The sequence below is a fragment of the Micromonospora aurantiaca ATCC 27029 genome (assembly GCF_000145235.1).
GTDB lineage: Bacteria > Actinomycetota > Actinomycetes > Mycobacteriales > Micromonosporaceae > Micromonospora > Micromonospora aurantiaca.
In genome coordinates this window covers 801838-824385 of record NC_014391.1, presented here as the reverse complement: position 1 = coordinate 824385, position 22548 = coordinate 801838, and the positions used below count along the sequence as shown (strand labels likewise).

Sequence of the window (22548 nt, the reverse complement as noted above, 5' to 3'; positions counted from 1 at the left end):
AGATGATCGTCGGAGGGATCGACAATGGCACCCCTGATCGCACTCCTCGCCGGCACCGCGCTGGCCCGGATCGCCGGCCTGCTCGGCGTGGACGCCCTGGACGGGTGGCACCCCGCGCTGCGGGTGGGGCTGGCGCTGATGTTCGTGCTGACCGGCGTGGCCCACTTCGCGTCCCGCCGGGCCGACCTGATCGCGATGGTCCCGCCGTCGCTGCCCCGGCCCGGCCTGCTGGTCACAGTCACCGGCGTGCTGGAACTCGCCGGCGCGCTCGCCCTGCTGTTCCCGGCCACCGCGCGCCCGGCTGCGGCCGGGCTGGTGCTGCTGATGCTCGCCATGTTCCCGGCGAACGTGTCCGCAGCGCGGCGTCACCTCACGCTCGCCGGCCGCCCGGTGACGCCGCTCGGCGTCCGTACGGTGCTCCAGGTCGTCTTCGTGGCCGCGGCGCTGGCGGTCGCCCTCGGCGGATGACCCGACGGCAGGCCCGGCCGGGACGGCCCCGGCGGGGACGCGGCTCAGGCCCGGGACGGCTCCGCCTCGGCGGGCGGGGGCTCCCCGGTCTCCTCGTGGCGCACCGTCGGCAGGCGCAGGCAGGCGACCAGGCCGATCAACAGGAACCCGGCGCCCGCGAAGGCCGCGTACCTGGTGGCGTCGGAGAACGCCTGCTTCGCCTCCTCCGCGATCGGGGCGGTACGCGGGTCCGCCGCCAACCCGGTGATCGCCGCACCGGCGCTCTCCTTGACCGCGCTCACCACCTGGTCCCGCTGGACCGGGGTGAGTCCGGGCTGGTCGGCCAGGCGGTCGCCGAGGATCCCGCCGAGACCGGCGAAGAGCACGGTGCCGAGCACCGCGATGCCGAGCGCGGAGCCGACCTGCCGGGCGGTGCTCTGCAGGCCCGAGCCCTGGCCGCTGAGGCGTACCGGCACCTGCGACAGCGAGACGCCGGTGAGCTGGGCGGTGGCCAGGCCGACGCCGACGCCGTACACGAACAGGAAGCCCAGCGGCGCCCACCAACTGGTGTCCGGCGCGACCACGAACCCGAGCCCGGCCACGCCGACCAGTTCGGCGGCCACGCCGAGCTGGACCACCCGGGCCGCGCCCCAGCGCTGGGTCAGCGGCGCGCCGATGCCGCTGGCCAGGAAGCTGCCGACGGCGAGCGGCAGCAGCGCCAGGCCGGTTCGGAAGGCGCTGTAGCCGAGCACGTTCTGAAACCACAGCGGCAGCGCGAACAGCAGGCCGAACTCGCCCAGGCTGACGATCGCGGCGGCCAGGATGCCGTTGCGGAACGAACCGATGCCGAACAACGACAGGTCGAGCAGCGCCGGGCGGCCGGCCCGGTTGCGGCGTACCTGCTGGGCCAGGAAGATGCCGAGCGCGACGAGACCCACCAGCGCGGCCACCGGCACCGGCGAGATCGACGCGGTCCAGTCCAGCCCGAACAGGCGCAACGGCCGCTCCCGTTCCCACCAGCCGTAGGTGCGGCCCTCGATCAGCGCGAAGACCACGCCGGTCATGCCGACCACCGAGAGCAGCGCGCCGAGCAGGTCCAGCCCGCGCTCGGCCCGCTCGTCGCGGGACTCGGCCACGAGCACGAGCGTCGCGACGATCACGGCCAGGCCGACCGGCACGTTGATGCCGAAGGCCCACCGCCAGGAGTACGTGGTGGTGAGCCAGCCGCCGAGCAGCGGCCCGAGCGCCGCCGCGCCACCGATCGTGGAGCCCCAGACGGCGAACGCGATGCCCTTCTCCCGGCCGGTGAAGTTGGCGTTGAGCAGGGAGAGCGAGGTGGGCAGCATCATCGCCCCGCCGACGCCCTGGAGCACCCGGGAGGCGATGAGTGTCTCGCCGGAACCGGCGAGCGCCGCGAGCACGCTCGCGACCACGAACACGGTGACGCCGACGAGGAACATCCGCCGCCGCCCGGACCGGTCGGCGAAGCGACCGGCGACCAGCAGCAGCGCCGCGAAGACCAGGGTGTACGCCTCCTGCACCCACTGCGCGTCGGTGGAGGTGATGTCGAGGTCCCGGATGATCTGCGGCACCGCGACGTTCACGATCGTGGCGTCCACGATGATCATCGCTACGCCGAGGCTGATGGCCAGCAGCCCGAACCAGCGTCCGCGCCCGTCGCCGCGCATCTCGCCCTCCTTTTAGCTAGATTTTCTAGCTACCCGAGATGCTAGCTTTATCCCATGGAAGGGGTGCCGTCAACCGGAGAGCCCGCGCCGGGCCCGCCGCCGAGCAGCGAGGCCTCCCGCGCGCTGCGCGACGTGCTGCGGATCGCGGGTGACACCCGGGCCGCGCTGGCCCGCCGCCTGGGCCTCAACGCCACCGACGCCGCGGCGATCGACCACCTGGTCTCCAGCCCGGAGCCACTGGGCCCGGTGGAACTGGGCAACCGGCTCGGCATCCGGTCCGCCTCGGCGACCACGCTCGTCGACCGGCTCGTGCAGGCCGGTCACGTCGCCCGGACCCCCCACCCGCACGACAGGCGGCGACTCAGCCTCCAGGTGACCGAGAGCGCTGTGAGCGAGGTGCTGGAGGCGCTGCGCCCGATGCTCGTCGGCGTCGACCGGGCGGTCGCCCGGCTCACGCCCGAGCAGGCCGAGGCCACCACCGCGTTCCTGCGCGAGGTCACCGAGGTGATGCGGGAGTACGTCGCCACCGCCCCCGACGAGCCGTCCCGGGCACGCGCCGACCGCGGCTGAGGAGATTCTCAGAAATAGTTTGGGGCCTGATGGTTCGGGAGCTAATCTGACGCTCGTGAACATGGGCCCGCTCGTCCGCTTCCCCGACGCGTTGCACCACGCGCCACTCGGCCGGCTGATCTCGATCGCCGGTCACGTCGTCGAGCAGCACTGGGGGCGTTACCTGGCCGAACACCACGGGCTCACGTCCGCCGGCATGCGGGTCCTGATGATCCTCCTCCGTTCCGGCGACGTGAGCCACCGAGAAGTGGCCGAGCTGTGCTTCGTCCGGCCCGCCACGCTCACCGGCATCGTGGACACCCTCGAACGCGACGGCTTCGTCAGCCGACGTCGCGACCCGGAGGACCGCCGCACGGTCCGGCTCACGCTGACCGACAAGGGCGGCGAGCACGCCCGCGCCATCATCGACATGATCCACAGCGACCGGCCGTTGACGTCGGTCGACGCCGACCCGGCCAACCGGGCGGTGATCCGCCAGTTCCTGATCGAAATCATCACCGGCATGTCCGACGGGGACCTCCGTCGGTTGAACCGGGACAGCGAGTCCGACACCGAGCCGCCAACGGGGAGCCATCCGTGTTGATCCGCCTGCTCCGCTCACATCTGCACCCGTACCGACGATGGCTGGCCGCCGTGGTGGCCTTCCAGTTCGTCGGCACCATCGCCTCGCTCTACCTGCCCAGCCTGAACGCCGACATCATCGACCGGGGCGTCGCCGTCGGCGACACCGACCAGATCCTGCGTACGGGCGGGTGGATGCTGGTGGTCAGCCTGCTCCAGATCGCCTGTTCGATCGCCGCCGTCTACTTCGGCGCGAAGACCGCGATGGCGTTCGGCCGCGACGTACGCGGCTCGATCTTCCGCCGCGTCAACAGCTTCTCCGCCCGCGAGGTCGCCCGGTTCGGAGCGCCGTCCCTGATCACCCGCAACACCAACGACGTCCAGCAGGTGCAGATGCTGGTGCTGCTGAGCTGCACCATGCTGGTGGCCGCGCCGATCATGAGCGTCGGCGGCGTGGTGATGGCGCTGCGCGAGGACGTCGGGCTCTCCTGGCTGATGCTGGTCTGCGTACCGGTGCTCGCAGTCGCGCTGGGCCTGATCATCCGCCGGATGGTGCCGGGCTTCCGGCTCATGCAGACCCGGATCGACACCGTCAACCGGGTGCTGCGCGAGCAGATCACCGGCATCCGGGTCGTCCGGGCGTTCGTCCGTGAGCCGTACGAGACCGACCGGTTCCGGGTCGCGAACACCGACCTGACCACCACCGCGCTGCGGATCGGACGGCTCCAGGCGCTGATCTTCCCGATCGTGATGCTGGTGCTGAACGTCTCCAGCGTCGCCGTGCTCTGGTTCGGCGCGGCACGGGTCGACTCCGGTCAGATCCAGGTCGGCGCGCTCACCGCGTTCCTGCAATACCTGATGCAGATCCTGATGGCGGTCATGATGGCCACCTTCATGCTGATGATGGTGCCCCGGGCCGCCGTCTGCGCCGAGCGCATCGAGGAGGTGCTGGACACCGACTCGTCGGTGGTGCCTGCGACCGACCCGGTCACCGAGGTCACCGGCCGCGGCGAGCTGGAACTACGCGGCGCCGGATTCCAGTACCCGGGCGCCAGCGCGCCGGTGCTGCACGACATCTCGTTCCGCGCCGAACCGGGCCGGACCACAGCGATCATCGGCTCCACAGGCGCCGGCAAGACCACGCTGCTCACGCTCATCCCCCGGCTGGTCGACCCGACCGCCGGCGCGGTCCTGGTCGACGGCGTGGACGTACGGGACCTGGCCCCGGACGAGCTGTGGCGGCGGATCGGGCTGGTGCCCCAACGGCCGTACCTGTTCACCGGCACCGTCGCCAGCAACCTGCGCTACGGCAACCCGGACGCCACCGACGCGGACCTCTGGGCCGCGCTGGAGATCGCCCAGGCGCGTGACTTCGTCACCGAGATGCCGGGCGGGCTGGAGGCGCCGATCGCGCAGGGCGGCACCAACGTCTCCGGCGGCCAGCGGCAACGCCTGGCCATCGCCCGCGCGCTCGTCCGCAAGCCGGAGATCTATCTCTTCGACGACTCCTTCTCCGCGCTCGACCTCGGCACGGACGCCCGGCTGCGGGCCGCCCTCAAGCCGGTCACCGCGGACGCGGCGGTGGTGATCGTGGCCCAGCGGGTCTCCACGATCATCGACGCCGACCAGATCATCGTGCTCGAGGACGGGGGTGTCGTCGGGATGGGACGACATGAGGAACTGCTGGAGAGCTGCCCCACGTACGCCGAGATCGTCGCGTCGCAGCAGACGGCGGAGGTGGCCGCGTGAGCGCGCCGACCGGGGGGAACAGCGGGACGCCACCGGTTCCGCAGCAGAAGAACGAGCCGACGCGGCTGCCGCCGGCCGGACGGCGCCCCGCTGGCGGCCCGCCGCACATGACCATGGGCATGCCGGCCGAGAAGGCGATGAACTTCGGGCCGTCGGCACGCCGGCTGCTGGCACGGCTGCGGCCGTACCGGCTCCAGCTCACCGGCGTGCTCGCGCTGGCCCTGGCCAGCGTCGGGCTCAGCGTCATCGGGCCGAAGGTGCTCGGCCACGCCACGGACATCATCTTCAGCGGGGTGATCGGGCGGCAGCTGCCGCCCGGCACCACCACCGAGGCGGCGGCGGACGCGGCCCGCGCCGAGGGCAACGGCAACTTCGCCGACATGCTGGCCCGGATGGACGTGATCCCGGGGACAGGCATCGACTTCGACGCGCTGGGCCGGGTGCTGGCGTTCGCCGTCGTGCTCTACATCGGCGCCAGCATGCTCCAGTGGGCGCAGGGCTGGGTGCTCAACGGGGTGGTGCAGCGCACCGTGCTGACGCTGCGCGCCGACGTGGAGGAGAAGCTCAACCGGCTGCCGCTGCCCTACTTCGACAAGCAGCCCCGCGGTGAGCTGCTGAGCCGCGTCACGAACGACATCGACAACGTGTCGCAGACGCTCCAGCAGACGCTGAGCCAGTTGCTCACGTCGCTGCTCACCGTCGTCGGCGTACTCGGGATGATGTTCTGGATCTCGCCGTTGCTGGCGGTCGTCGCGCTCGTCGCGGTGCCGATGTCGGTGGTGGTCACCAGCCTGATCGCCAAGCGGTCGCAGGGCAAGTTCATCGCCCAGTGGAAGCACACCGGCGAGCTGAACGGCCAGATCGAGGAGGCGTACACCGGGCACGAGCTGGTCAAGGTCTTCGGCCGGCAGAAGGAGGTCGAGGCCGCCTTCCACGCCAAGAACGAGGAGCTGTTCCGGGCCGGCTTCGGCGCGCAGTTCGTCTCCGGGCTGATCATGCCGGCGATGTTCTTCATCGGGAACCTCAGCTACGTCGCGATCGCCGTGGTCGGCGGCCTGCGGGTGGCGTCGGGCTCGATGAGCCTCGGTGACGTGCAGGCGTTCATCCAGTACTCGCGGCAGTTCACCCAGCCGCTCACCCAGGTCGCGTCGATGGCCAACCTGCTGCAGTCCGGGGTCGCCTCGGCCGAGCGGGTCTTCGCCGTGCTCGACGCCGACGAGCAGAGCCCCGACCCGGCCGAGCCGGCCCGGGTCGCCGACCCGCACGGGCGGGTCGAGTTCGAGCACGTCTCCTTCCGGTACGACCCGGAGAAGCCGCTCATCGACGACCTGTCGCTGGTCGCCGAGCCGGGTCACACGGTCGCCATCGTCGGTCCCACCGGCGCCGGCAAGACCACACTGGTCAACCTGGTCATGCGGTTCTACGAGCTGGACGCCGGGCGGATCACGCTGGACGGGGTGGACATCTCCACGATGCGCCGCGACGACCTGCGCGGCCGGATCGGCATGGTGCTCCAGGACACCTGGCTGTTCGGCGGGACCATCCGGGACAACATCGCCTACGGCCGGCCGGACGCCACCGAGGAGGAGATTCTCGCCGCCGCCCGGGCGACCTTCGTGGACCGGTTCGTCCGCAGCCTGCCGGACGGCTACGACACGGTGATCGACGAGGAGGGCAGCAACGTCAGCGCCGGGGAGAAGCAGCTCATCACCATCGCTCGGGCGTTCCTGGCCGAGCCGTCGCTGCTGATCCTGGACGAGGCGACCAGCTCGGTGGACACCCGGACCGAGGTGCTGCTCCAGCGCGCCATGGCGGCGCTGCGCTCGGACCGGACGAGCTTCGTCATCGCGCACCGGCTCTCCACCATCCGCGACGCCGACCTGATCCTGATGATGGAGCAGGGCCGGATCGTCGAGCAGGGCACCCACGACCAGCTCGTCGCCGCCGGTGGCGCGTACGCCCGGCTCTACCGGGCGCAGTTCAGCGGCGCGGTCATCGAGGACGAGGTGCCGGCGCCCGCCCCGGCCGGCCCGCCGGGGATGCGTGCCGGCGCCGGCACGCCGGTCGGGAGCTGACGTGGACCCGGCCACAGGTCCGGCACCGGTCCCCGTCCGGGTGCCTCACCGGCACCCGGACGGGCCGGGGTCAGGCCGGGAGCAGCGCCGCCGACCGGCTCGCGACCACCGCGCCGATCAGGCCCAGCGCCTCGGCGGCGGGCATCGGGGCGAGCACCCGGCCGTCGCGCAGGCGCAGCGAGACCGAACCGTCGGCCGCCTCCCGGGGGCCGAGGACCCCGGTGTACGGGACGCGGCGGCGGGACGCGTCCCGGATCCGTGCGCCGAGCGAACCGGCGTGGTCCACCTCGGCCCGCAGCCCGGCCGCCTCGGCCCGGCGGGCCAGCCCGACGGCCGCGTCGACCTGCGCCGCGTCCACCGGGAGCAGCAGCAACTGCACCGGGGCGTACCAGGCGGGGAACGCGCCCTCGTGCACCTCGATCAGGTACGCGAACAGCCGCTCCATGCTGCCGACCAGGCTGCGGTGCACCATCACCGGCCGTTTCCGGCGGCCGTCCGAGTCGGTGTACGACAGGTCGAACCGCTCCGGCTTGTCGAAGTCGAGCTGGACGGTGGAGATGGTCGACTCCCGGCCAGCCGCGTCCACGATCTGAATGTCGATCTTCGGGCCGTAGAACGCGGCCTCCCCCGGCGCCTCGACGACGTCCACCCCGTCGAGCGCCGCGCGGAGCAGTTCCTCGGCCCGCGCCCAGCCGGCGTCGTCGCCCACGTACCGCTGGTCCGGCCCGCGCAGCGACAACCGCAACCCGGCGGGACGGACGCCGAGCGCGGCGTGCGCCTCGCCGATCAGCCGCAGGATCTCGCGGACCTCGTCACCGACCTGCTCCAGGGCGCAGAAGTTGTGCGCGTCGTTGAGCGAGATGGCCCGCACCCGGGACAGCCCGCCGAGCACACCGGAACGCTCCGCCCGGTACATGCCGCCCAGCTCGGCGACCCGCAGCGGCAGCTCCCGGTAGGAGCGGCCGCGGGCGCGGAACACGAGCGCGTGGTGCGGGCAGAGCGCCGGACGCAGCACGAACTCGTCGTCGGCGCTCAGCCGCATCGGCGGGAACATGTCGTCGGCGAAGTAGCCCAGGTGCCCGGACAGCTCGAACAGTTCCCGCTTACCGAGCGGCGGCGAGTAGACGTGCTGGTAGCCGGCCCGGCGCTCCAGCTCCCGGACGTACTCCTCGACGGCGTGCCGGGCGGCGGCGCCGGCCGGCAGCCAGATCGGCAGCCCGGCGCCCGCGAGCGGGTCGGAGACGAACAGCTCCAGGTCCCGGCCGAGCCTGCGGTGGTCGATCATGTCGCTCTCCTTGATCGGGTACGACCCGGAGGCGAGCAGGCCCGGAACGCCGCGAGGCCCCGGAGCGGATCGCCCCGGGGCCTCGTCGACGGAAACGTCAGTGCGGCGCGCCGGGAACACCCGGCGTCGTGGTCACTACCGCGCTGCGCATGCCCGAACGATAGGCACGCGGGTATCGACGGCGCATCTGAGTTTCGGAGAGTGGGTGCGGGTCGCCGGCACGGGACCTGCCGGCGACCCGCGGCGGCCCGGGCATCGGGAACGGGGGACCCGACGGCTCCGGTGCCGCGTCCGACCAACGGTACGCCGGGAATCGACGATGCGCCGCCCCGCCCCGGCGCGTATGCCCCGGTGACCCGTCACTCGCGGGCGGGCCGCCTCGTTTCACATCTACGGCCTGCCGGTGTCGGCTGTCACCGTGCGGTGGGGCCGGTGGTGGTGACGCCGGGCACGGCGTCAGGCTCGATCCGGTCGAACGGAGAACTCCGGCGAGGTGGCGGTCGTGGCCGAACTCATCTCTGACGTCGCGTCGCCCATGTGGGCGTACGCGCTGCTGCTGATCCTGCTGATCGCCGACGCCTTCGTCCCGGTGGTGCCGACCCAGCTCGTCATGATCACCAGTGGGGCGCTGACGGTGTACGGCGGGCTCAGCCTGCCGCTCACCATCGCGGTCGGCGCTGCCGGTGTGTTCATCGGTGACCTGGCCTGCTACCTGATCGGCCGCAGTACGCCGACCCGCCGCGCGGCACGCGCCACGCCACCCGGACGGGCACGCCGCGCCGTCACCCGGGTCACCCGTGGGCTGCGCGAACCGGGGCCAATGGTGATCCTGCTCTGCCGTTTCGTACCCGGCGGCCGGATGGCTGCCTGCTTCTCGGCCGGGCGCAGCCGCTACCCGTACCGCCTGTTCCTGCCGTACGAGGCGGCGGCGGCGCTCGCCTGGTCCAGCTACGGCACGCTCGTCGGTCACCTGGGCGGTACGGCGCTGACCCACTCGGCGTGGCGGCTGCTGCTGATCGGTGGGGTGGCCGCTGCGGGGTTCGCGCTGGCCGGGTGGGCGATGACCTGGATCAGCAGCACCCGGCAGACCCGCGCCGAGGCCACCGCCGACTCCGTCGGCAGCTGACCCCCGAGCACCTGATCGACGTAAAGGAAGCACAGGCCATGAGCGACGCGGCGAGATGGCACGACGTCAAGGCCAGGGCCCGGCGAATCGATCCTTCGTGGGACGACGCCGAGCGCGCGGCTCGGCGCAGACATCTCAGGGAGCAGATGCTGGCATCGATCGCCGCCGCGCAACCGGCGGGAGACCGGGCGGACGATCCACCTCGACCCGACCTCACCTGACGCGGTTCTCGGGGGTCCGGTAGGGGACGACCCGGGGAGCGAAGTGGGTGGTGGTCCCGGATCCGTCTGGGGCGGTTCCGGCGACAGGCTGGCCGTATGCCTGGAACGCGGAGCAGCGGCCTGCTGGCCCTCGGCGGGATCGTCCTGGCGGCGGTGCTCGCGATGGTCGGTCATCTCGAGGTGAGCGACGACCTGGATCCCTGGTCGCTGACCGTCAGCGACTTCGCCGTCTCCGACCGGGGCGGCGTCATCGACACCGCGATGGCGGTGCTCGCAGCGGCCAGCCTGGTCCTGCTGCCGTCGCTGCGCCGGGCCGGTGCGGGCCGCGTGCCGCTCGCGCTGCTGACCGCCTGGTCGGCCGGGCTGCTGGCCGCCGCCGTGGTGCCCACGAACGAGCCGGGCACGCCCATGGACACCGCCGCGTACGTGCACCGGTACGCCTCGGTGCTGTCGTTCCTGGCCCTGCCGGTCGCCGGCTGGCTGCTCGCCCGTCACCCGGTCGCCGGAGCCGCCGCCTGGCTGCGCGGACTGACCGTGGCCAGCCTGGTGCTGGCGGGCGCGATGATCTGGTCCGCCTACCCGGGCGACCGCGCGCTGCTCGGCCTGATCGAGCGCCTCCTCATCCTCACCGAGACAGCCGTCATAACCACCCTGGCCCTGCACGCCACCCTGAACCCCAGGACCAGCGCCGTCGATCATGCAGTTGCGACCCCGCACGGACCGGGCATACCGGTCGGATCGGGGGCCACAACTCCATGATCGACGAATGCCCGCGAACGGCTGCTACTCCAGCTCGTGGAGCATGAGCTGGCGGGCGGCCTCGGTGATGGAGCCGGACAGGCTCGGGTAGATGGTGATGGTGTGGGCCAGCTCGTTGACGGTGAGGTTGTTCTCCACCGCCATCGTGATCGGCAGGATCAGCTCGCTGGCCTTCGGCGCCACCACCACGCCGCCGATCACCTGGCCGCTCGCCGGCCGGCAGAACAGCTTGACGAAGCCGTCGGCCAGGTCGTCCATCTTCGCCCGGGCGTTGCCGGACAGCGGCAGCATCACCTGGCGGGCCGGGGTCTTGCCGGCGTCCACCTCGTCCTGCGAGACGCCGACGGTGGCCAGCTCCGGGTCGGTGAAGACGTTCGCCGCGACGGTGCGCAGCCGCAGCGGCCGGACCGCCTCGCCCAGCGCGTGCCACATGGCGATGCGGCCCTGCATGGCCGCGACGCTCGCGAGCGGCAGCACGCCGGTGCAGTCACCCGCCGCGTAGATGCCCGGCACGTTGGTACGCGAGACCCGGTCCACCGTTACGTAACCGCCCCGGGCCAGTTCCACGCCGTACTCGGCCAGGCCCAGGTCGGCGGTGTTCGGGATCGAACCGACAGCGATCAGCGCGTGCGAGCCGGTGACCTGGCGGCCGTCGGAGAGCACCACCTCCACCCCGTCGCCGACACGGCGGACCGCCTCGGCGCGGGAGTTGTTCAGGATGCTCATGCCCCGGTTGCGGAACACCCGCTCGATCGCCGACGCGGCGTCGGCGTCCTCGTGCGGCATGACCCGGTCCCGGCTGGACACGAGCGTGACCTTGACACCCATGGCGAGGTACGCGCTGGCGAACTCGGCACCGGTCACACCGGAACCGACCACGATCAGGTGCTCGGGCAGCTCGGGCAGGTCGTACACCTGGCGCCAGGTCAGGATGCGCTCGCCGTCCGGTACGGCGGTGGGCAACTGGCGGGGGGTCGCGCCGGTCGCGACAAGCACCGTCGACGCGGCGATGGAGTATTCGGCGCCGCCGTCGGCCGGGGTGACGATCACCCGGTGGGTGTGGCCGAGCGTGTCCTCGCCGAGCCGGGCGGTGCCGGCGACGAACTCGACGCCGGCCTTGACGAGCTTGGTGTGGATGTCGGCGGACTGGGCCAGCGCGAGCCGCTTGACCCGCTCGTGCACCGCCCGCGCGTCGACGGTGACCGCCTCCAGGCCGTCGGAGTGCACCCCGAACTCCTCGGTGTCCCGGTAGCCGGTGACCACCTCGGAGCTGGCGATGAACGTCTTGGAGGGCACGCAGTCGGAGAGCACGCAGGCGCCGCCGGCGCCCTCCGCCTCGACCACTGTGACATCGGCGTCCAGCTGTGCGGCGACCAGAGCCGCCTCGTACCCGGCCGGCCCGCCGCCGATGATCACGATCTGGCTCACAGAGCCATCCCTTCGTCGAAGCTCACAGTGACTTTCTTCTCCCCGTCCCGTCCGACACGCACTGTCGTATTCTCCCCCACCCGTCGGCCGGGCTATCGTCGTCGCCGTGCGTCTCTACGCTGCTTACGGCTCGAACCTGGACCCCGCCCGCATGCGCGCCTACTGCCCGCATTCGCCGATGGTGGGCACCGGCTGGCTTGAGGGGTGGCGGCTCACCTTCGCCGGCGAGGACGTCATCGGGTGGGAGGGCTCGGTCAGCACCGTGGTCGAGTCCCCCGGTGACCGGGTGTTCGTGGCGCTCTACGACATCCACCCGTACGACGCCGCGCAGCTCGACGAGATCGAGGGCGTGACGGCCGAGACGTACCGCAGGCTGACCGTCCGCGTCTCGACGCTCGACGGCGACGTGACCGCATGGGTCTACGTGTTCGACGGGTACGAGGGCGGGCTGCCCACGGCGTGGTACCTCTCGGAGATCGCGAACGCCGCGGAGAAGGCGGGCGCGCCGGACGACTACGTCACCGAGCTGCGGTCCCGCCCCACCGGCACCGCGTCCGCGTAGCGCGTCTCCCACACCGACAGTCTGCGCCGCGCGACCCTACGGGCGCTCGGCGACCCCGGTACGCGGGTGCCGGGTCACACCCGCGAGGCGGGCACACTCCGCTCGTACATGTCGGTCCAGCGCTCCTCCACCAACCCGACGGAGCGGTAGAGCGTGACCGGCGCGGTCGGGTTGGCCAGGTCGACGCCCAGCCCGGCCCCGGCGCGGCCCTTCGCCGCGTAGACCGCGAAGGCCCGGCGCAGCAGCGCCGCACCCACCCCGCGACGCCGGTACGCGGGCAGCACCGACAGCGTCCGCACCCACCCGAGGTCCTGGTCGAGCGCCTGGTCGGAGGACTGGAGCGCACCGGCCGGCTCGCCGTCGACCTCGGCCAGGAACCACTCGTCCCAGACCTTGCCGTACGACGGCAGCAGCTCCCGCCACTGCTCGAAGTCGAGCGGGTCGTGGTCCGGGGTGTCCCGGAACGCGGTGTCGTAGATCCGGTGGAACAGCCGCAGGTCGCTCTCGTCGTCGGCGCGCAGCGACCGCACCGTCACCCCGGGCGGGGGCGCCGGCTCGGCGGGCAGGTCGGCGAACGAGCGACTCATCCGGATGTAGCGCTTGATCCGGGTGAACCCGGCCTCGGTCAGCTCACCGGCCCAGCGGGTCTCCGGCGCGTACACCCCGGTGCGCGCGGTCAGCGCGGGCAGGCCGCGCTCGGCGGCCCGCTCGGCGACGCGCTCCAGCAGCCGGGCAAGCAGCGGCGCGCGCAGGTCGGCGCCGCGGTCGGGGTCGACGAGGACGTCCACCCACTCCCGGCCCACGCCGCTCGGGTTGGCCAGGATCGACCAGGCCACCGCCGTACCGTCCGGGTCGGTGACCAGCCAGGAGTCCCGGTCCGGGTCGACGAACGGCGCGGTCAGCGCGGACCGCACGTCCTCGTCGTCGAAGTCCGGGTAGCCCACGGCGAAGGTGTCGGAGGCGTGCACCACCGCGAGGATCGCGGGCACGTCGTCGAGGGTCGGGCGGCGGGCCGACCAGCCGGCGGGGAGCGTCACGGGCCAGATCCTGGCAGCCGGACCGGCCGGATCGCCTCCCATTTATCCGCCGCGGGCGCGTAGCCTCGCGGCGCCGAGCAGACCCAGCAGCTCAGCGCCCTCGGCCGCGTCCAGCGCGCGGAACGCCGCCGACGCCAGCCGGTCGGTCACCGCCTCGGCCCACAGCCGGCGCCGCACCAGCGGCCCGACCGGCGGGTACGGGGGCACCCAGCCGCACGCCGCAGCGCCCGCCTCGCCCTCCGGCCCGGCCAGCACCGCCTCCAGCGGCGTCAGCCCGGCCGCGCGCACCGCCAGCAGGTACGCCCCGGCGAAGTGCTCGCGCAGCAGCAGCATGCCGACAGCCGCCCGCGCACCCGGGGACGGATCGGGCACGGGCATGGCCCGCCATGCGGCGAACAGTGGCATGCCGCTGCCGTCCGCCGCGTCGACCGCCCGGCCCAGCAGCGCGGCGAGCCGCGACGACTCGGCGCCGTCGCCCAGCCGGGCGGTGCCCCACCGGCAGCACTCGGCCAGGTTGGCGGCGGCCACCTCCAGCGGCGGGACGGTCCGCGCGGCGGCGTCCCAGCCGTCCGTGACCGCCTCCGGCGCGATGAAGCCGAGCGCCGCGGCCACCGTCTCGGCGCGGACGTCGCCGAGCGCACCGGCCCGCCCGGTGATGTAGAAGGCCCATCCGGAGATGCCCAGCAGCCGCGCCCGGCGCAGCGTGGACGGGCAGCGGGCGAACGCCTCCCCGAGTTCGAGCACCAGCGGTTTGCAGGCGGCGGCGAGCTGTTCCGGAGTCATCGGCCGCCCGTCACCGTCACTCCACCGAAGCCATTCATCACGCTCAGTCTGCCGCGTGGTCACCGGTGTCGGCATCCCCCTCTTCGGCGTCGAGCGCCTCCAACACGGCCTCCACCTCGCCGGCGCGGCGCCGGGCCGCTGTGACCGCCCGTTCCGCGCCCCGGCGGGCCAGCCGGGCCCGGCTCAGCTCCTGCTCGGCGACGGCCCGGCGACGCTCCAGCTCGGCCAGCTCGGTCTCGATCCGGTCCAGCGTCGCGGCGCCGTCCCGCTCGGCCGCGTCGGCCGTCGCCAGCTCCTTCTCGGCCCGGTCCAGGTCCGCGCGGGCCCGGGTCAGCTCCCGGGTCGCGGTCCGCCGCCGCCCGGCCCGTTCGGCCCGCGCCGCCCGCTCGTCGCGGGCCCGGCGCGCGTCGGCCCGCTCGGCCGCCCGATCCGGTACGACAGGCGCCTCCTCGCCCCCTGTCACGAGCCGGAGCTGGGGGCGGGGCACCTCGCCGAACCCGGCGTAGTGGCTGGCCCGCAGCAGGCGTCCGGCGCGTACCTGCTCGGCCACCTCGGTGTCCGACAGCGCGGCGTTGAGTGTCGCCTCCACCTCGCCCAGCGGCAGCTTCCCGGCCGGGGGCGCGGCGGGCTCGGCGGCGGCCAGCCGGCGTACCTCCGCCACCAGCGCGCCCACGACGGCGCGCCGCTGCGCGGAGAGTTCCCGCAGCGTGCCGCCGCGCAGGTCGCGTTGCGCGGCGCGCAGCGACTCGGCGAGCTGGGTGAGGTCGGCGACCAGCTCGGGACGGCGGATCGCCAGCAGGTTGACCAGCCACGCCGCCACTGTGGGCCGGCGAAGCTTGCCGATCTCCCGGGCGGTACGCGGGTCGCCGGACTGCCGCGCCTGCGCGACGGCGGCGTCCCGGGCCGCCACGAACCGGTCCGGCGGCGTGGCGTAGAGCTGCCGGACCACCTCCGCGGGCACCTCGGCCATGCTCAGGCGTCGATCCGGGTGCCCGGCTCCAGACGGCGGTAGTCGGTGTTGGACATCGCCGTGTACTGCCGGTCCAGCACACCGAAGCCGTTGTCGTTGAGCAGCCCGTCGTGCAGTGCGTACGCCCGGCGCGGCGCGACCGCGCGGATGAAGTCGAGCACCTCGGAGAACTTCGACCAGGGCGCGTGAATCGGGGCGAACAGCGTGTCCACCTGCACGTCGTCGGGCACGAACAACGCGTCGCCCGGGTGGTACACCACGTCGGCGAAGAGGTAGCCGATGTTCTGAATCACCGGAATGTCCGGGTGGATGACCGCGTGCTGCCCGCCGTACGTCCGCACCGGCGTCCCGGCGACTGTGAGCGACTGTCCGGGCTCGACCGTCACCAGCGCCTCGACGGCGTCGCCGAGCACCCCGGCGAGCGAGGCGGGACCGTGCACCGGCACCGGCCGCCGCTCCAGCGCCCGGGTCAGCGCGGCGACGTCCACATGGTCCGGGTGCTCGTGGGTGATCAGCACCGCGTCGGCGCCGTCCAGCGCCGCCGGATCGCTGAAGACACCCGGGTCGACGACGAGCACCGCACCGTCGTGCTCCAGCCGGAGACAGGAGTGGGCGTATTTGGTCACCTGCATCGTGACTCCTCGATTATCGAATCGTGATGTCCTCAGCGCAGTCTGCCGGAACCGGCGCGACCACGCGTCACGTCCGAGGTATCGGTCCCGGCAGTCGGGGCCGTCGACGATCGGAGTACGGGGTATGGGCGGACGACGACTCCGGGGCGTGGCCCTGGTGGCTGTGGGTCTGATAGCGGCACTGGGTGTGGGCGCCTGCGGCGCGGGCGGGGACTCCGGCAGCGACTCGGCCGCGCCGGCGGCCGACGGGGGCGCGGGGCGCGAGCAGGCCGCCGAGGGCGGCGCGGACAGCGGTGGCGCGGATCGCGACCAGGCCGCTCCGGGCGGCACCGGTGGCGCTGACCTGCGGGTCGACCAGCGGTCCATCATCTACACCGGAACCATGCAGGTCCGGGTGGACGATGTGGAGGCCGCCGCGCGGGAGGCGACCACAGCGGTGACGGCGGCCGGCGGATTCGTCGGCGCGGACCGGCGGTCGAGCCGGGCCGCCGAGGCGCGGGCGGCGCTGACGCTGCGCGTGCCCGCGGACCGGTTCGCCGCGGTGATCGACCGGCTCGCCGGTCTCGGCCGGCAGGAGCGCCGGGAGATCCGCACCGAGGACGTCACCGAGCAGGTGGTCGACCTGGACGCCCGGATCGCCACCCAGCGGGCGCGGGTGGAGAGTTCCCGCAAGCTGCTGGCCCGGGCCACGTCGGTGGACGAGCTGGTCCGCTTGGAGAACGAGGTGGGCACCCGGCAGGCCGACCTGGCCGCGCTGGAGGCCCGCAAGCGCCGGCTCGCGGACCTGACCTCGCTGTCCACCATCACCGTGACGTTCCTCGGTCAGGACGCCAGCACCGCCGAGGAGGAGGCCGACCTCGGCTTCCTGGCCGGGCTGGGCGGCGGCTGGACGGCGTTCCTGGCCTCGGCCCGGGTCCTGCTCACAGTGCTCGGCGCGGTGCTGCCGTTCGCGGTCGTGATCGGCGTACCGCTGTGGTTGCTGCTCCTGTGGCGGCGCCGGGTGCGCGCCCGGCGGACGCCGCCGCCCGGCCCGAACCCGGCGGCGCCGATGCCGCCGGGGCCGCTCGGCGGTCCGGTCAGCGCGCCGCCGCCAGTGCCCGCAGCGCGGTCTGGACCATGAGGCGTACGCCGGCCTCGATGGCGCGCTCGTCCACGTCGAACGAGGCCCGGTGCAGGTCCACGTTGGGACCGCTGCGACCGACGCCGAGGCGGGCGAGCGCGCCCGGCACGTGCTCCAGGTACCAGGAGAAGTCCTCGCCGCCCATGCTCTGCGGCGTCTCGGCGATGCCGTCGGGGCCGAGCGCCGCAGCGGTGGCCGCGGTGAGCACACCGATGGCGCGGGCGTCGTTCGTCACCGGGGGCCGGCCGCGCAGGTATTCCAGGTCGACTGTGGCGCCGGTGGGCGCGAGCACGTCCCGCACCACCTGAGCGACGATCTTGGGCGCCTGGTCCCAGGTGTCGCGGTCCATCACGCGTAGCGTGCCGGCCGCGCACGCCTCGGACGGGATGACGTTGTAACGGGTGCCGGCCGAGGCGTGGCCGAACACCAGCAGCAGCCCGCTGTTGGCCGGCACCCGGCGGCTGATCAGCGTCGGCACCTCGGTGACCAGCCGGCCGAGCGCGTCCACCAGGTCGACGGTCAGGTGCGGGCGGGCGGTGTGCCCGCCGGGCCCGGTGAGCCGGACGGTGACGTTGTCGGCGGCGGCGGTGATCGGCCCGACCCGCAGGCCGACCTTGCCCACCGGCAGGTTCGGGTCGCAGTGCAGCGCGAAGATCTGCACCACGTCGTCCAGGCCACCGGCCTCGATGACCTCCAGCGAGCCGCAGGGCAGGATCTCCTCGGCCGGCTGGAAGATCAGCCGGACCCGGCCGTCGAGGCGGCCCGTGTCGGCGAGCTGGGCCAGCAGCATGCCGACGCCGAGCATCACCGACGTGTGCACGTCGTGGCCGCAGGCGTGGCAGACGCCCTCCACGGTCGAGCGGTACGGCACGTCCTTCGGGTCGCTCAGCGGCAGCGCGTCGATGTCGGCGCGGAGCGCGATGACCGGACCGTCCGGGCGTCCGTCGATGTCGCAGATGACGCCGTTGCCCTTCGGCAGCAGGCGCGGCTTGAGACCGGCGAGGGACAGCTCACGGTGCACCAGCGCGGCCGTCTCGAACTCCTCGCCGGACAACTCCGGGTGGGAGTGGATGTGACGGCGCGTTTCGATGAGGCCGGGTACGCGCAGCGCGAGCAGATGGTCGAGCTCGAAGGGCAGGGGCTGGTAACCGGTCGGCGCCTCGGGCCGGGACGACGACAGCAGGCCGCCGGAAGGCAGCGTCAACGCACTCGTCACGTCGAATTCTCGATCACTAGAAGTGGATGGATCTTCGGGTCGGACAGCAGACAGCCTAGACCTCCGACGGTGACGCTGCGCAACATCTTTCGCGTAGCGGTCGGACCGCGCAGCGTCACGAATGCCCTGGTGAGAGGGCTCGAATATCTGCGGGACAGCAGGTAGATCGCGGTCGAACGCCGTCATCCGCCTCCCACCTCCTACAACGCGTAACCGTTTCATCGGTCACAAATAACGACCCGTCGTTCCGAATTGTCGCATTAGTCGCGGCAATTAACTGCCGCTCCGACAATTGCACGACAACTGTCGGCTGCCGGAAGACTCCCGACGGTGACACGAGCGTCCGACCGCCGACCGCACACGCTGTCCGTCCCGTTCACCCGATCCGGTTACCCGAATCGCCGAATCGCACACGCGAAGGCGGCCCGCGCCGCACACCGAGGGTGTACGACGGGGCCGCCTCCGGACAGTTTCAGAACCGGTCGCTGGGCCGGTAGATCCCCCACACCTCGCGCAGCGTCCCGCAGACCTCGCCGACCGTGGCGCGGGCGCGCAGCGCCTCCTTCATCGGGTAGAGCACGTTGGTGTCCCCCTCGGCGGCGGCGCGCAGCTCGGCCAGGGCCCGCTCGACTGCGCCGGAGTCCCGCTCCGCGCGCAGCCGGGCCAGCCGCTCCCCCTGCGCCGCCTCGATCGACGGGTCGACCCGCAGCGGCTCGTACGGCTCCTCCTCGTCGATCCGGAACCGGTTGAGCCCGACCACCACCCGCTCACCCGAGTCGATCTCCTGGGCGATCCGGTACGCGGACTGCTCGATCTCCCGCTTCTGGAACCCGGCCTCGATCGCGTCCACCGCCGAACCGTGGTCGAAGACCCGGTCCATCAGCTCGGTGGCGGCCGCCTCCACCTCGGCGGTCATCGCCTCCACCACGTACGACCCGGCGAACGGGTCGACGGTGGCGGTCAGGTCCGTCTCGTACGCCAGCACCTGCTGGGTCCGCAGCGCCAGCCGGGCCGCCTTCTCGGTGGGCAGCGCGATGGCCTCGTCGAAGCTGTTGGTGTGCAGCGACTGGGTGCCGCCGAGCACCGCTCCGAGGCCCTGCACCGCCACCCGGACCAGGTTCACCTCCGGCTGCTGGGCGGTGAGCTGCACGCCGGCGGTCTGGGTGTGGAACCGCAGCATCATCGACTTCGGGTTCTTCGCGCCGAACTCGTCGCGCATCAGCCGGGCCCAGATGCGCCGGGCCGCGCGGAACTTCGCGACCTCCTCCAGCAGCGTGGTGCGGGCCACGAAGAAGAACGACAGCCGGGGCGCGAAGTCGTCGACGGCCAGCCCGGCGGCGAGCGCCGCGCGGACGTACTCCACGCCGTTGGCGAGCGTGAACGCGACCTCCTGCGCGGGCGACGCGCCGGCCTCGGCCATGTGGTAGCCGGAGATGGAGATGGTGTTCCACTTCGGCACCTCGGCCCGGCAGTAGGCGAAGGTGTCGGCGACCAGCCGCAGCGAGGGCTTCGGCGGGAAGATGTACGTCCCCCGGGCGATGTACTCCTTGAGGATGTCGTTCTGGATCGTGCCGTTGAGCGCCGCGCCGGGCACGCCGTTCTCCTCGGCCACGAGCTGGTAGAGCAGCAGCAGCACCGAGCCGGGCGCGTTGATGGTCATCGAGGTGGAGACCTTGCCCAGCGGGATGCCGCCGAACAGCGTGCGCATGTCCTCGATGGAGTCGATGGCGACGCCGACCTTGCCCACCTCGCCGTGCGCGATCGGGTCGTCCGAGTCGTACCCCATCTGGGTGGGCAGGTCGAACGCGACGGACAGGCCCATGGTGCCGGCGCGAAGCAGCTGGTGGTAGCGCGCGTTGCTCTCGGTCGCGGTGCCGAACCCGGCGTACTGTCGCATGGTCCAGGGCCGGGACGTGTACATCGTCGGGTAGACCCCGCGGGTGTACGGGAACTCGCCCGGCTCGCCCAGCCGGGCGTCCAGGTCCGCCGGAAGGTCTGCCGCCGTGTAGACGCCCTGGATCGGGAAACCCGACTCGCTTGACCGCGCATCGCTCATTACCGGATGGTAGGACGCGCAGACCGCCTGGTGGGTGAGGGATACCGCACACCTCGCGGCGACCCACCGGAGGTGAGCGACCGACCACATACCGTCGAGTAGGTAAACGCCCGCCGCGTCGGGTTTCGCATCGGGCGTCGGAACCAGCAAGATAGAGGGGTTGTGTCCCAGCCCCCTCGATATCCCCCGGTGGCTTTTCTGTGACTCAGATTCCGACGTGGAGCGGCGGACCGGCCAGTCCCCCCACTGGACGCGCGGCGCCCGGCACCACCATCGGTGGTCGCTACTCGCTGCGCTCCCCGGTGGGCAACGGAGGCATGGGCACGGTCTGGCGGGCCACAGACACGTTGCTGCGCCGTGATGTGGCGGTCAAGGAGGTCGTCCTCCCGCCGGGGCTCGCCCCGAGCGACCGCGACGCGCTCTACGAACGGACGCTGCGGGAGGCCCGTGCCGCCGCCGCGATCCAGCACCCGGCAGTGGTGCAGGTCTACGACGTGGTCACCGAGGGTGGCCGCCCGTGGATCGTGATGGAGCTGCTGGACGCCCGCAGCCTGGCCGACATGGTGATCGAGGACGGGCCGGTCGCTCCGCGCGCCGTCGCCAAGATCGGGATCGCGCTGCTCGGCGCGCTGGAGGTGGCGCACGCGATCGGCGTGCTGCACCGCGACGTGAAGCCGGCCAACGTGCTGATCTGCACCGACGGCCGCTGCGTGCTCACCGACTTCGGCGTCGCCCGGATGCCCACCGACGTGCAGCTCACCACGCCCGGCATGGTGCTCGGCTCGCCGCACTTCATCTCGCCCGAGCGGGCCATGGGCCAGGAGTTCGGGCCGCCGAGCGACCTGTTCTCGCTCGGCGTGACGCTCTACACAGCGGTCGAGGGCCGGCCCCCGTTCGACAAGGGCGACCCGATCGAGACCATGCACGCCGTGGTCGAGGACCCGCCCGCCACGCCGCAGCGCAGCGGCCCGCTGACCGGCGTGCTGATGGGGCTGCTGGAGAAGGACCCGGCCCGCCGGATGGACGTGCACCGGGCCCGCGCCAACCTGCGCGAGCTGCTCGCCGGGCCGCTGACCAGCACCGCCACAGCCGTCAACTCGGTCACCGACCCGTACGCGGTGGTGCCGGTGCCGCGCCCGACCACGCCGCCGGCGATCGCGGCGGAGCCGAAGCCGAGCGGGCAGATCGGCGGCCGGGCGATGATCGGCCCGGACGAGTCGCTCACCGACCGGCTCGCCGCGCTGCGCCGCGGGGAGCGGCCCGCCGGCGAGAAGCCCGCGGCGGGTGCCGCCGCGCTCGACGAGACCAGCGCCGACGCGCTGGCCGGCCCGCTGCACACCCCGACCGGCGCGATGTCCGGCCCGGGCACGCCGGAGGCCACCCAGCGCATCTCGCCGGACGCCACGGTGCGGCTCGGCCAGGGCGCCGGAGCGGACGCGACGCAGGCGGTGCCGACCGCCTACGGCCGCACCGTCGACGCCACCCAGCCGGTGTACGGCGGCAACCAGTGGTCGGTGCCCGGCACCGGCCAGCCCTGGACCACAGCGGCCACCTCGCCACCGGCCGCCGGTGGTGGCGGCGCGGTCGGCGGCGCCAAGGGCCTGCTCGGGCGCGTGAAGGCGTGGCCGCGCAAGGTCCAGCTCGCCGCCGCCGGTGGTCTCGCCGTGGTGCTGCTGGTGAGCGTGATCGCGCTGACCAGCGGCGGCGACGACGCTCCCCCGCCGATCGTGGGCGCGCTGCCGTCGAACTCGGCCGCCGCCTCGCCGGTGGAGATGCAGGAACAGACCGTCAAGGGCGTGACCATCCAGGTGCCGAAGGGCTGGCAGCGGCAGACCGGCGGCCTCTACGTCGACTACGTCGACCCGGAGGACGAGGGCCGCAAGGTGCGGGTCATCGCCGAGGCGTGGGGCGGCACCTCGATCAGCTGGGCCGAGTTCGCCTCGCGGAACCTGAAGAAGAACAGCACCAAGAGCAAGACCTGCCCCGCCCCCTACACCGAGGTGTCGGTCTCCGAGCAGCCGCTGGCCGGGCAGACCGCCGGCCAGCTCGAATACACCTGCGGCGAGGGTGAGTCCATGCGCCACGGCATCTGGCGGGGCGTGGTCAAGGACGGCAAGGTCTACTCGTTCTACCTCTCCTCGACCGACGCGCGGTTCACCGAGAGCAAGCCGATCTTCGACGCGATGGCCGGCTCGTTCCAGCTCACGGCGGCCAACTGAGTCGAGGCCGACGGCCAGTGGTGATCCGCCGCCGTGCTTTCATG

Annotated in this window: 20 protein-coding genes; 11 read left to right on the top strand and 9 right to left on the bottom strand. The window is 72.8% G+C overall.

Features of this window, described 5'->3' with window-relative positions:
- The first annotated feature begins 24 nt into the window (after positions 1–24).
- On the top strand, positions 25–468 hold the full coding sequence (locus tag MICAU_RS04125; RefSeq protein ID WP_013284030.1) for a DoxX family protein: 444 nt from the start codon (positions 25–27) through the stop codon (positions 466–468).
- 44 nt (positions 469–512) lie between these two features.
- On the opposite strand, the gene MICAU_RS04120 is transcribed toward MICAU_RS04125, so the two are convergent.
- Positions 513–2135, bottom strand: coding sequence for a DHA2 family efflux MFS transporter permease subunit (locus tag MICAU_RS04120; RefSeq protein ID WP_013284029.1), 1623 nt, complete (start codon positions 2133–2135; stop codon positions 513–515).
- A gap of 54 nt (positions 2136–2189) precedes the next feature.
- Between MICAU_RS04120 and MICAU_RS04115 the strand changes: the two genes are divergently transcribed.
- From MICAU_RS04115 to MICAU_RS04100, 4 genes are all read left to right on the top strand, one after another.
- Positions 2190–2705 (top strand): MarR family winged helix-turn-helix transcriptional regulator, encoded by a 516-nt coding sequence (locus MICAU_RS04115; protein WP_013284028.1) that lies wholly within the window; start codon positions 2190–2192, stop codon positions 2703–2705.
- Between the two features lie 61 nt (positions 2706–2766).
- Positions 2767–3288 carry a MarR family winged helix-turn-helix transcriptional regulator gene (locus MICAU_RS04110; protein ID WP_013284027.1) on the top strand — a complete coding sequence of 174 codons (522 nt, stop codon included), beginning with the start codon at positions 2767–2769 and terminating at the stop codon, positions 3286–3288.
- On the top strand, positions 3282–5015 hold the full coding sequence (locus MICAU_RS04105; protein WP_013284026.1) for an ABC transporter ATP-binding protein: 1734 nt from the start codon (positions 3282–3284) through the stop codon (positions 5013–5015). The genes MICAU_RS04110 and MICAU_RS04105 overlap by 7 nt, the downstream gene beginning before the upstream one ends.
- Positions 5012–7090, top strand: a complete 2079-nt coding sequence (locus tag MICAU_RS04100) for an ABC transporter ATP-binding protein (RefSeq protein WP_013284025.1) — start codon at positions 5012–5014, stop codon at positions 7088–7090. Before MICAU_RS04105 ends, MICAU_RS04100 begins: the two co-directional genes overlap by 4 nt.
- Before the next feature lie 70 nt (positions 7091–7160).
- On the opposite strand, the gene thrS is transcribed toward MICAU_RS04100, so the two are convergent.
- Positions 7161–8375 (bottom strand): threonine--tRNA ligase, encoded by a 1215-nt coding sequence (thrS, locus tag MICAU_RS04095; protein WP_013284024.1) that lies wholly within the window; start codon positions 8373–8375, stop codon positions 7161–7163.
- Positions 8376–8877: 502 nt separating this feature from the next.
- On the opposite strand from thrS, the gene MICAU_RS04090 reads away from it, so the two are divergent.
- From MICAU_RS04090 to MICAU_RS04085, 3 genes are all read left to right on the top strand, one after another.
- Positions 8878–9501, top strand: a complete 624-nt coding sequence (locus tag MICAU_RS04090) for a DedA family protein (RefSeq protein WP_013284023.1) — start codon at positions 8878–8880, stop codon at positions 9499–9501.
- Between the two features lie 38 nt (positions 9502–9539).
- Entirely contained in the window at positions 9540–9722 is a 183-nt protein-coding gene (locus MICAU_RS32345) for a hypothetical protein (protein ID WP_141722566.1), read from the top strand.
- A 96-nt stretch (positions 9723–9818) separates the two neighbouring features.
- Complete coding sequence (locus tag MICAU_RS04085; protein ID WP_013284022.1) at positions 9819–10481, top strand: DUF998 domain-containing protein; 663 nt, start codon at positions 9819–9821, stop codon at positions 10479–10481.
- A gap of 24 nt (positions 10482–10505) precedes the next feature.
- Here the strand turns inward: MICAU_RS04085 and MICAU_RS04080 are convergent, their stop codons facing one another.
- The gene (locus MICAU_RS04080) at positions 10506–11909 is read right to left on the bottom strand and encodes an NAD(P)H-quinone dehydrogenase (RefSeq protein WP_013284021.1); all 1404 of its coding nucleotides are present in this window, start codon (positions 11907–11909) and stop codon (positions 10506–10508) included.
- A 106-nt stretch (positions 11910–12015) separates the two neighbouring features.
- Here MICAU_RS04080 and MICAU_RS04075 point away from each other — a divergent pair, with 106 nt between their 5' ends.
- A complete protein-coding gene (locus MICAU_RS04075) occupies positions 12016–12471 on the top strand; it encodes a gamma-glutamylcyclotransferase (RefSeq protein WP_013284020.1) in 456 nt (151 codons plus the stop codon).
- 74 nt (positions 12472–12545) lie between these two features.
- Here the strand turns inward: MICAU_RS04075 and MICAU_RS04070 are convergent, their stop codons facing one another.
- Genes MICAU_RS04070 through MICAU_RS04055 form a run of 4 tightly spaced genes read right to left on the bottom strand, consistent with a single transcriptional unit; the run spans position 12546 to position 15893 of the window.
- On the bottom strand, positions 12546–13508 hold the full coding sequence (locus tag MICAU_RS04070) for a GNAT family N-acetyltransferase (RefSeq protein ID WP_013284019.1): 963 nt from the start codon (positions 13506–13508) through the stop codon (positions 12546–12548).
- A gap of 42 nt (positions 13509–13550) precedes the next feature.
- Entirely contained in the window at positions 13551–14291 is a 741-nt protein-coding gene (locus tag MICAU_RS04065; RefSeq protein ID WP_013284018.1) for an SCO6745 family protein, read from the bottom strand.
- A 43-nt stretch (positions 14292–14334) separates the two neighbouring features.
- The gene (locus MICAU_RS04060; protein ID WP_013284017.1) at positions 14335–15261 is read right to left on the bottom strand and encodes a hypothetical protein; all 927 of its coding nucleotides are present in this window, start codon (positions 15259–15261) and stop codon (positions 14335–14337) included.
- Between the two features lie 2 nt (positions 15262–15263).
- Positions 15264–15893 carry an MBL fold metallo-hydrolase gene (locus tag MICAU_RS04055; protein WP_013284016.1) on the bottom strand — a complete coding sequence of 210 codons (630 nt, stop codon included), beginning with the start codon at positions 15891–15893 and terminating at the stop codon, positions 15264–15266.
- Between the two features lie 124 nt (positions 15894–16017).
- On the opposite strand from MICAU_RS04055, the gene MICAU_RS04050 reads away from it, so the two are divergent.
- Positions 16018–17013, top strand: coding sequence for a DUF4349 domain-containing protein (locus tag MICAU_RS04050; RefSeq protein WP_013284015.1), 996 nt, complete (start codon positions 16018–16020; stop codon positions 17011–17013).
- Here the strand turns inward: MICAU_RS04050 and MICAU_RS04045 are convergent.
- Positions 16970–18229: an amidohydrolase gene (locus MICAU_RS04045; protein WP_013284014.1), complete on the bottom strand. Its 1260-nt coding sequence runs from the start codon at positions 18227–18229 to the stop codon at positions 16970–16972. The two genes, MICAU_RS04050 and MICAU_RS04045, sit on opposite strands and share 44 nt — an antisense overlap.
- Positions 18230–18701: 472 nt before the next feature.
- Positions 18702–20285 (bottom strand): acyl-CoA mutase large subunit family protein, encoded by a 1584-nt coding sequence (locus tag MICAU_RS04040; RefSeq protein ID WP_013284013.1) that lies wholly within the window; start codon positions 20283–20285, stop codon positions 18702–18704.
- A 200-nt stretch (positions 20286–20485) separates the two neighbouring features.
- On the opposite strand from MICAU_RS04040, the gene MICAU_RS04035 reads away from it, so the two are divergent.
- Positions 20486–22504, top strand: a complete 2019-nt coding sequence (locus MICAU_RS04035; protein ID WP_013284012.1) for a serine/threonine-protein kinase — start codon at positions 20486–20488, stop codon at positions 22502–22504.
- Positions 22505–22548 lie beyond the last annotated feature (44 nt).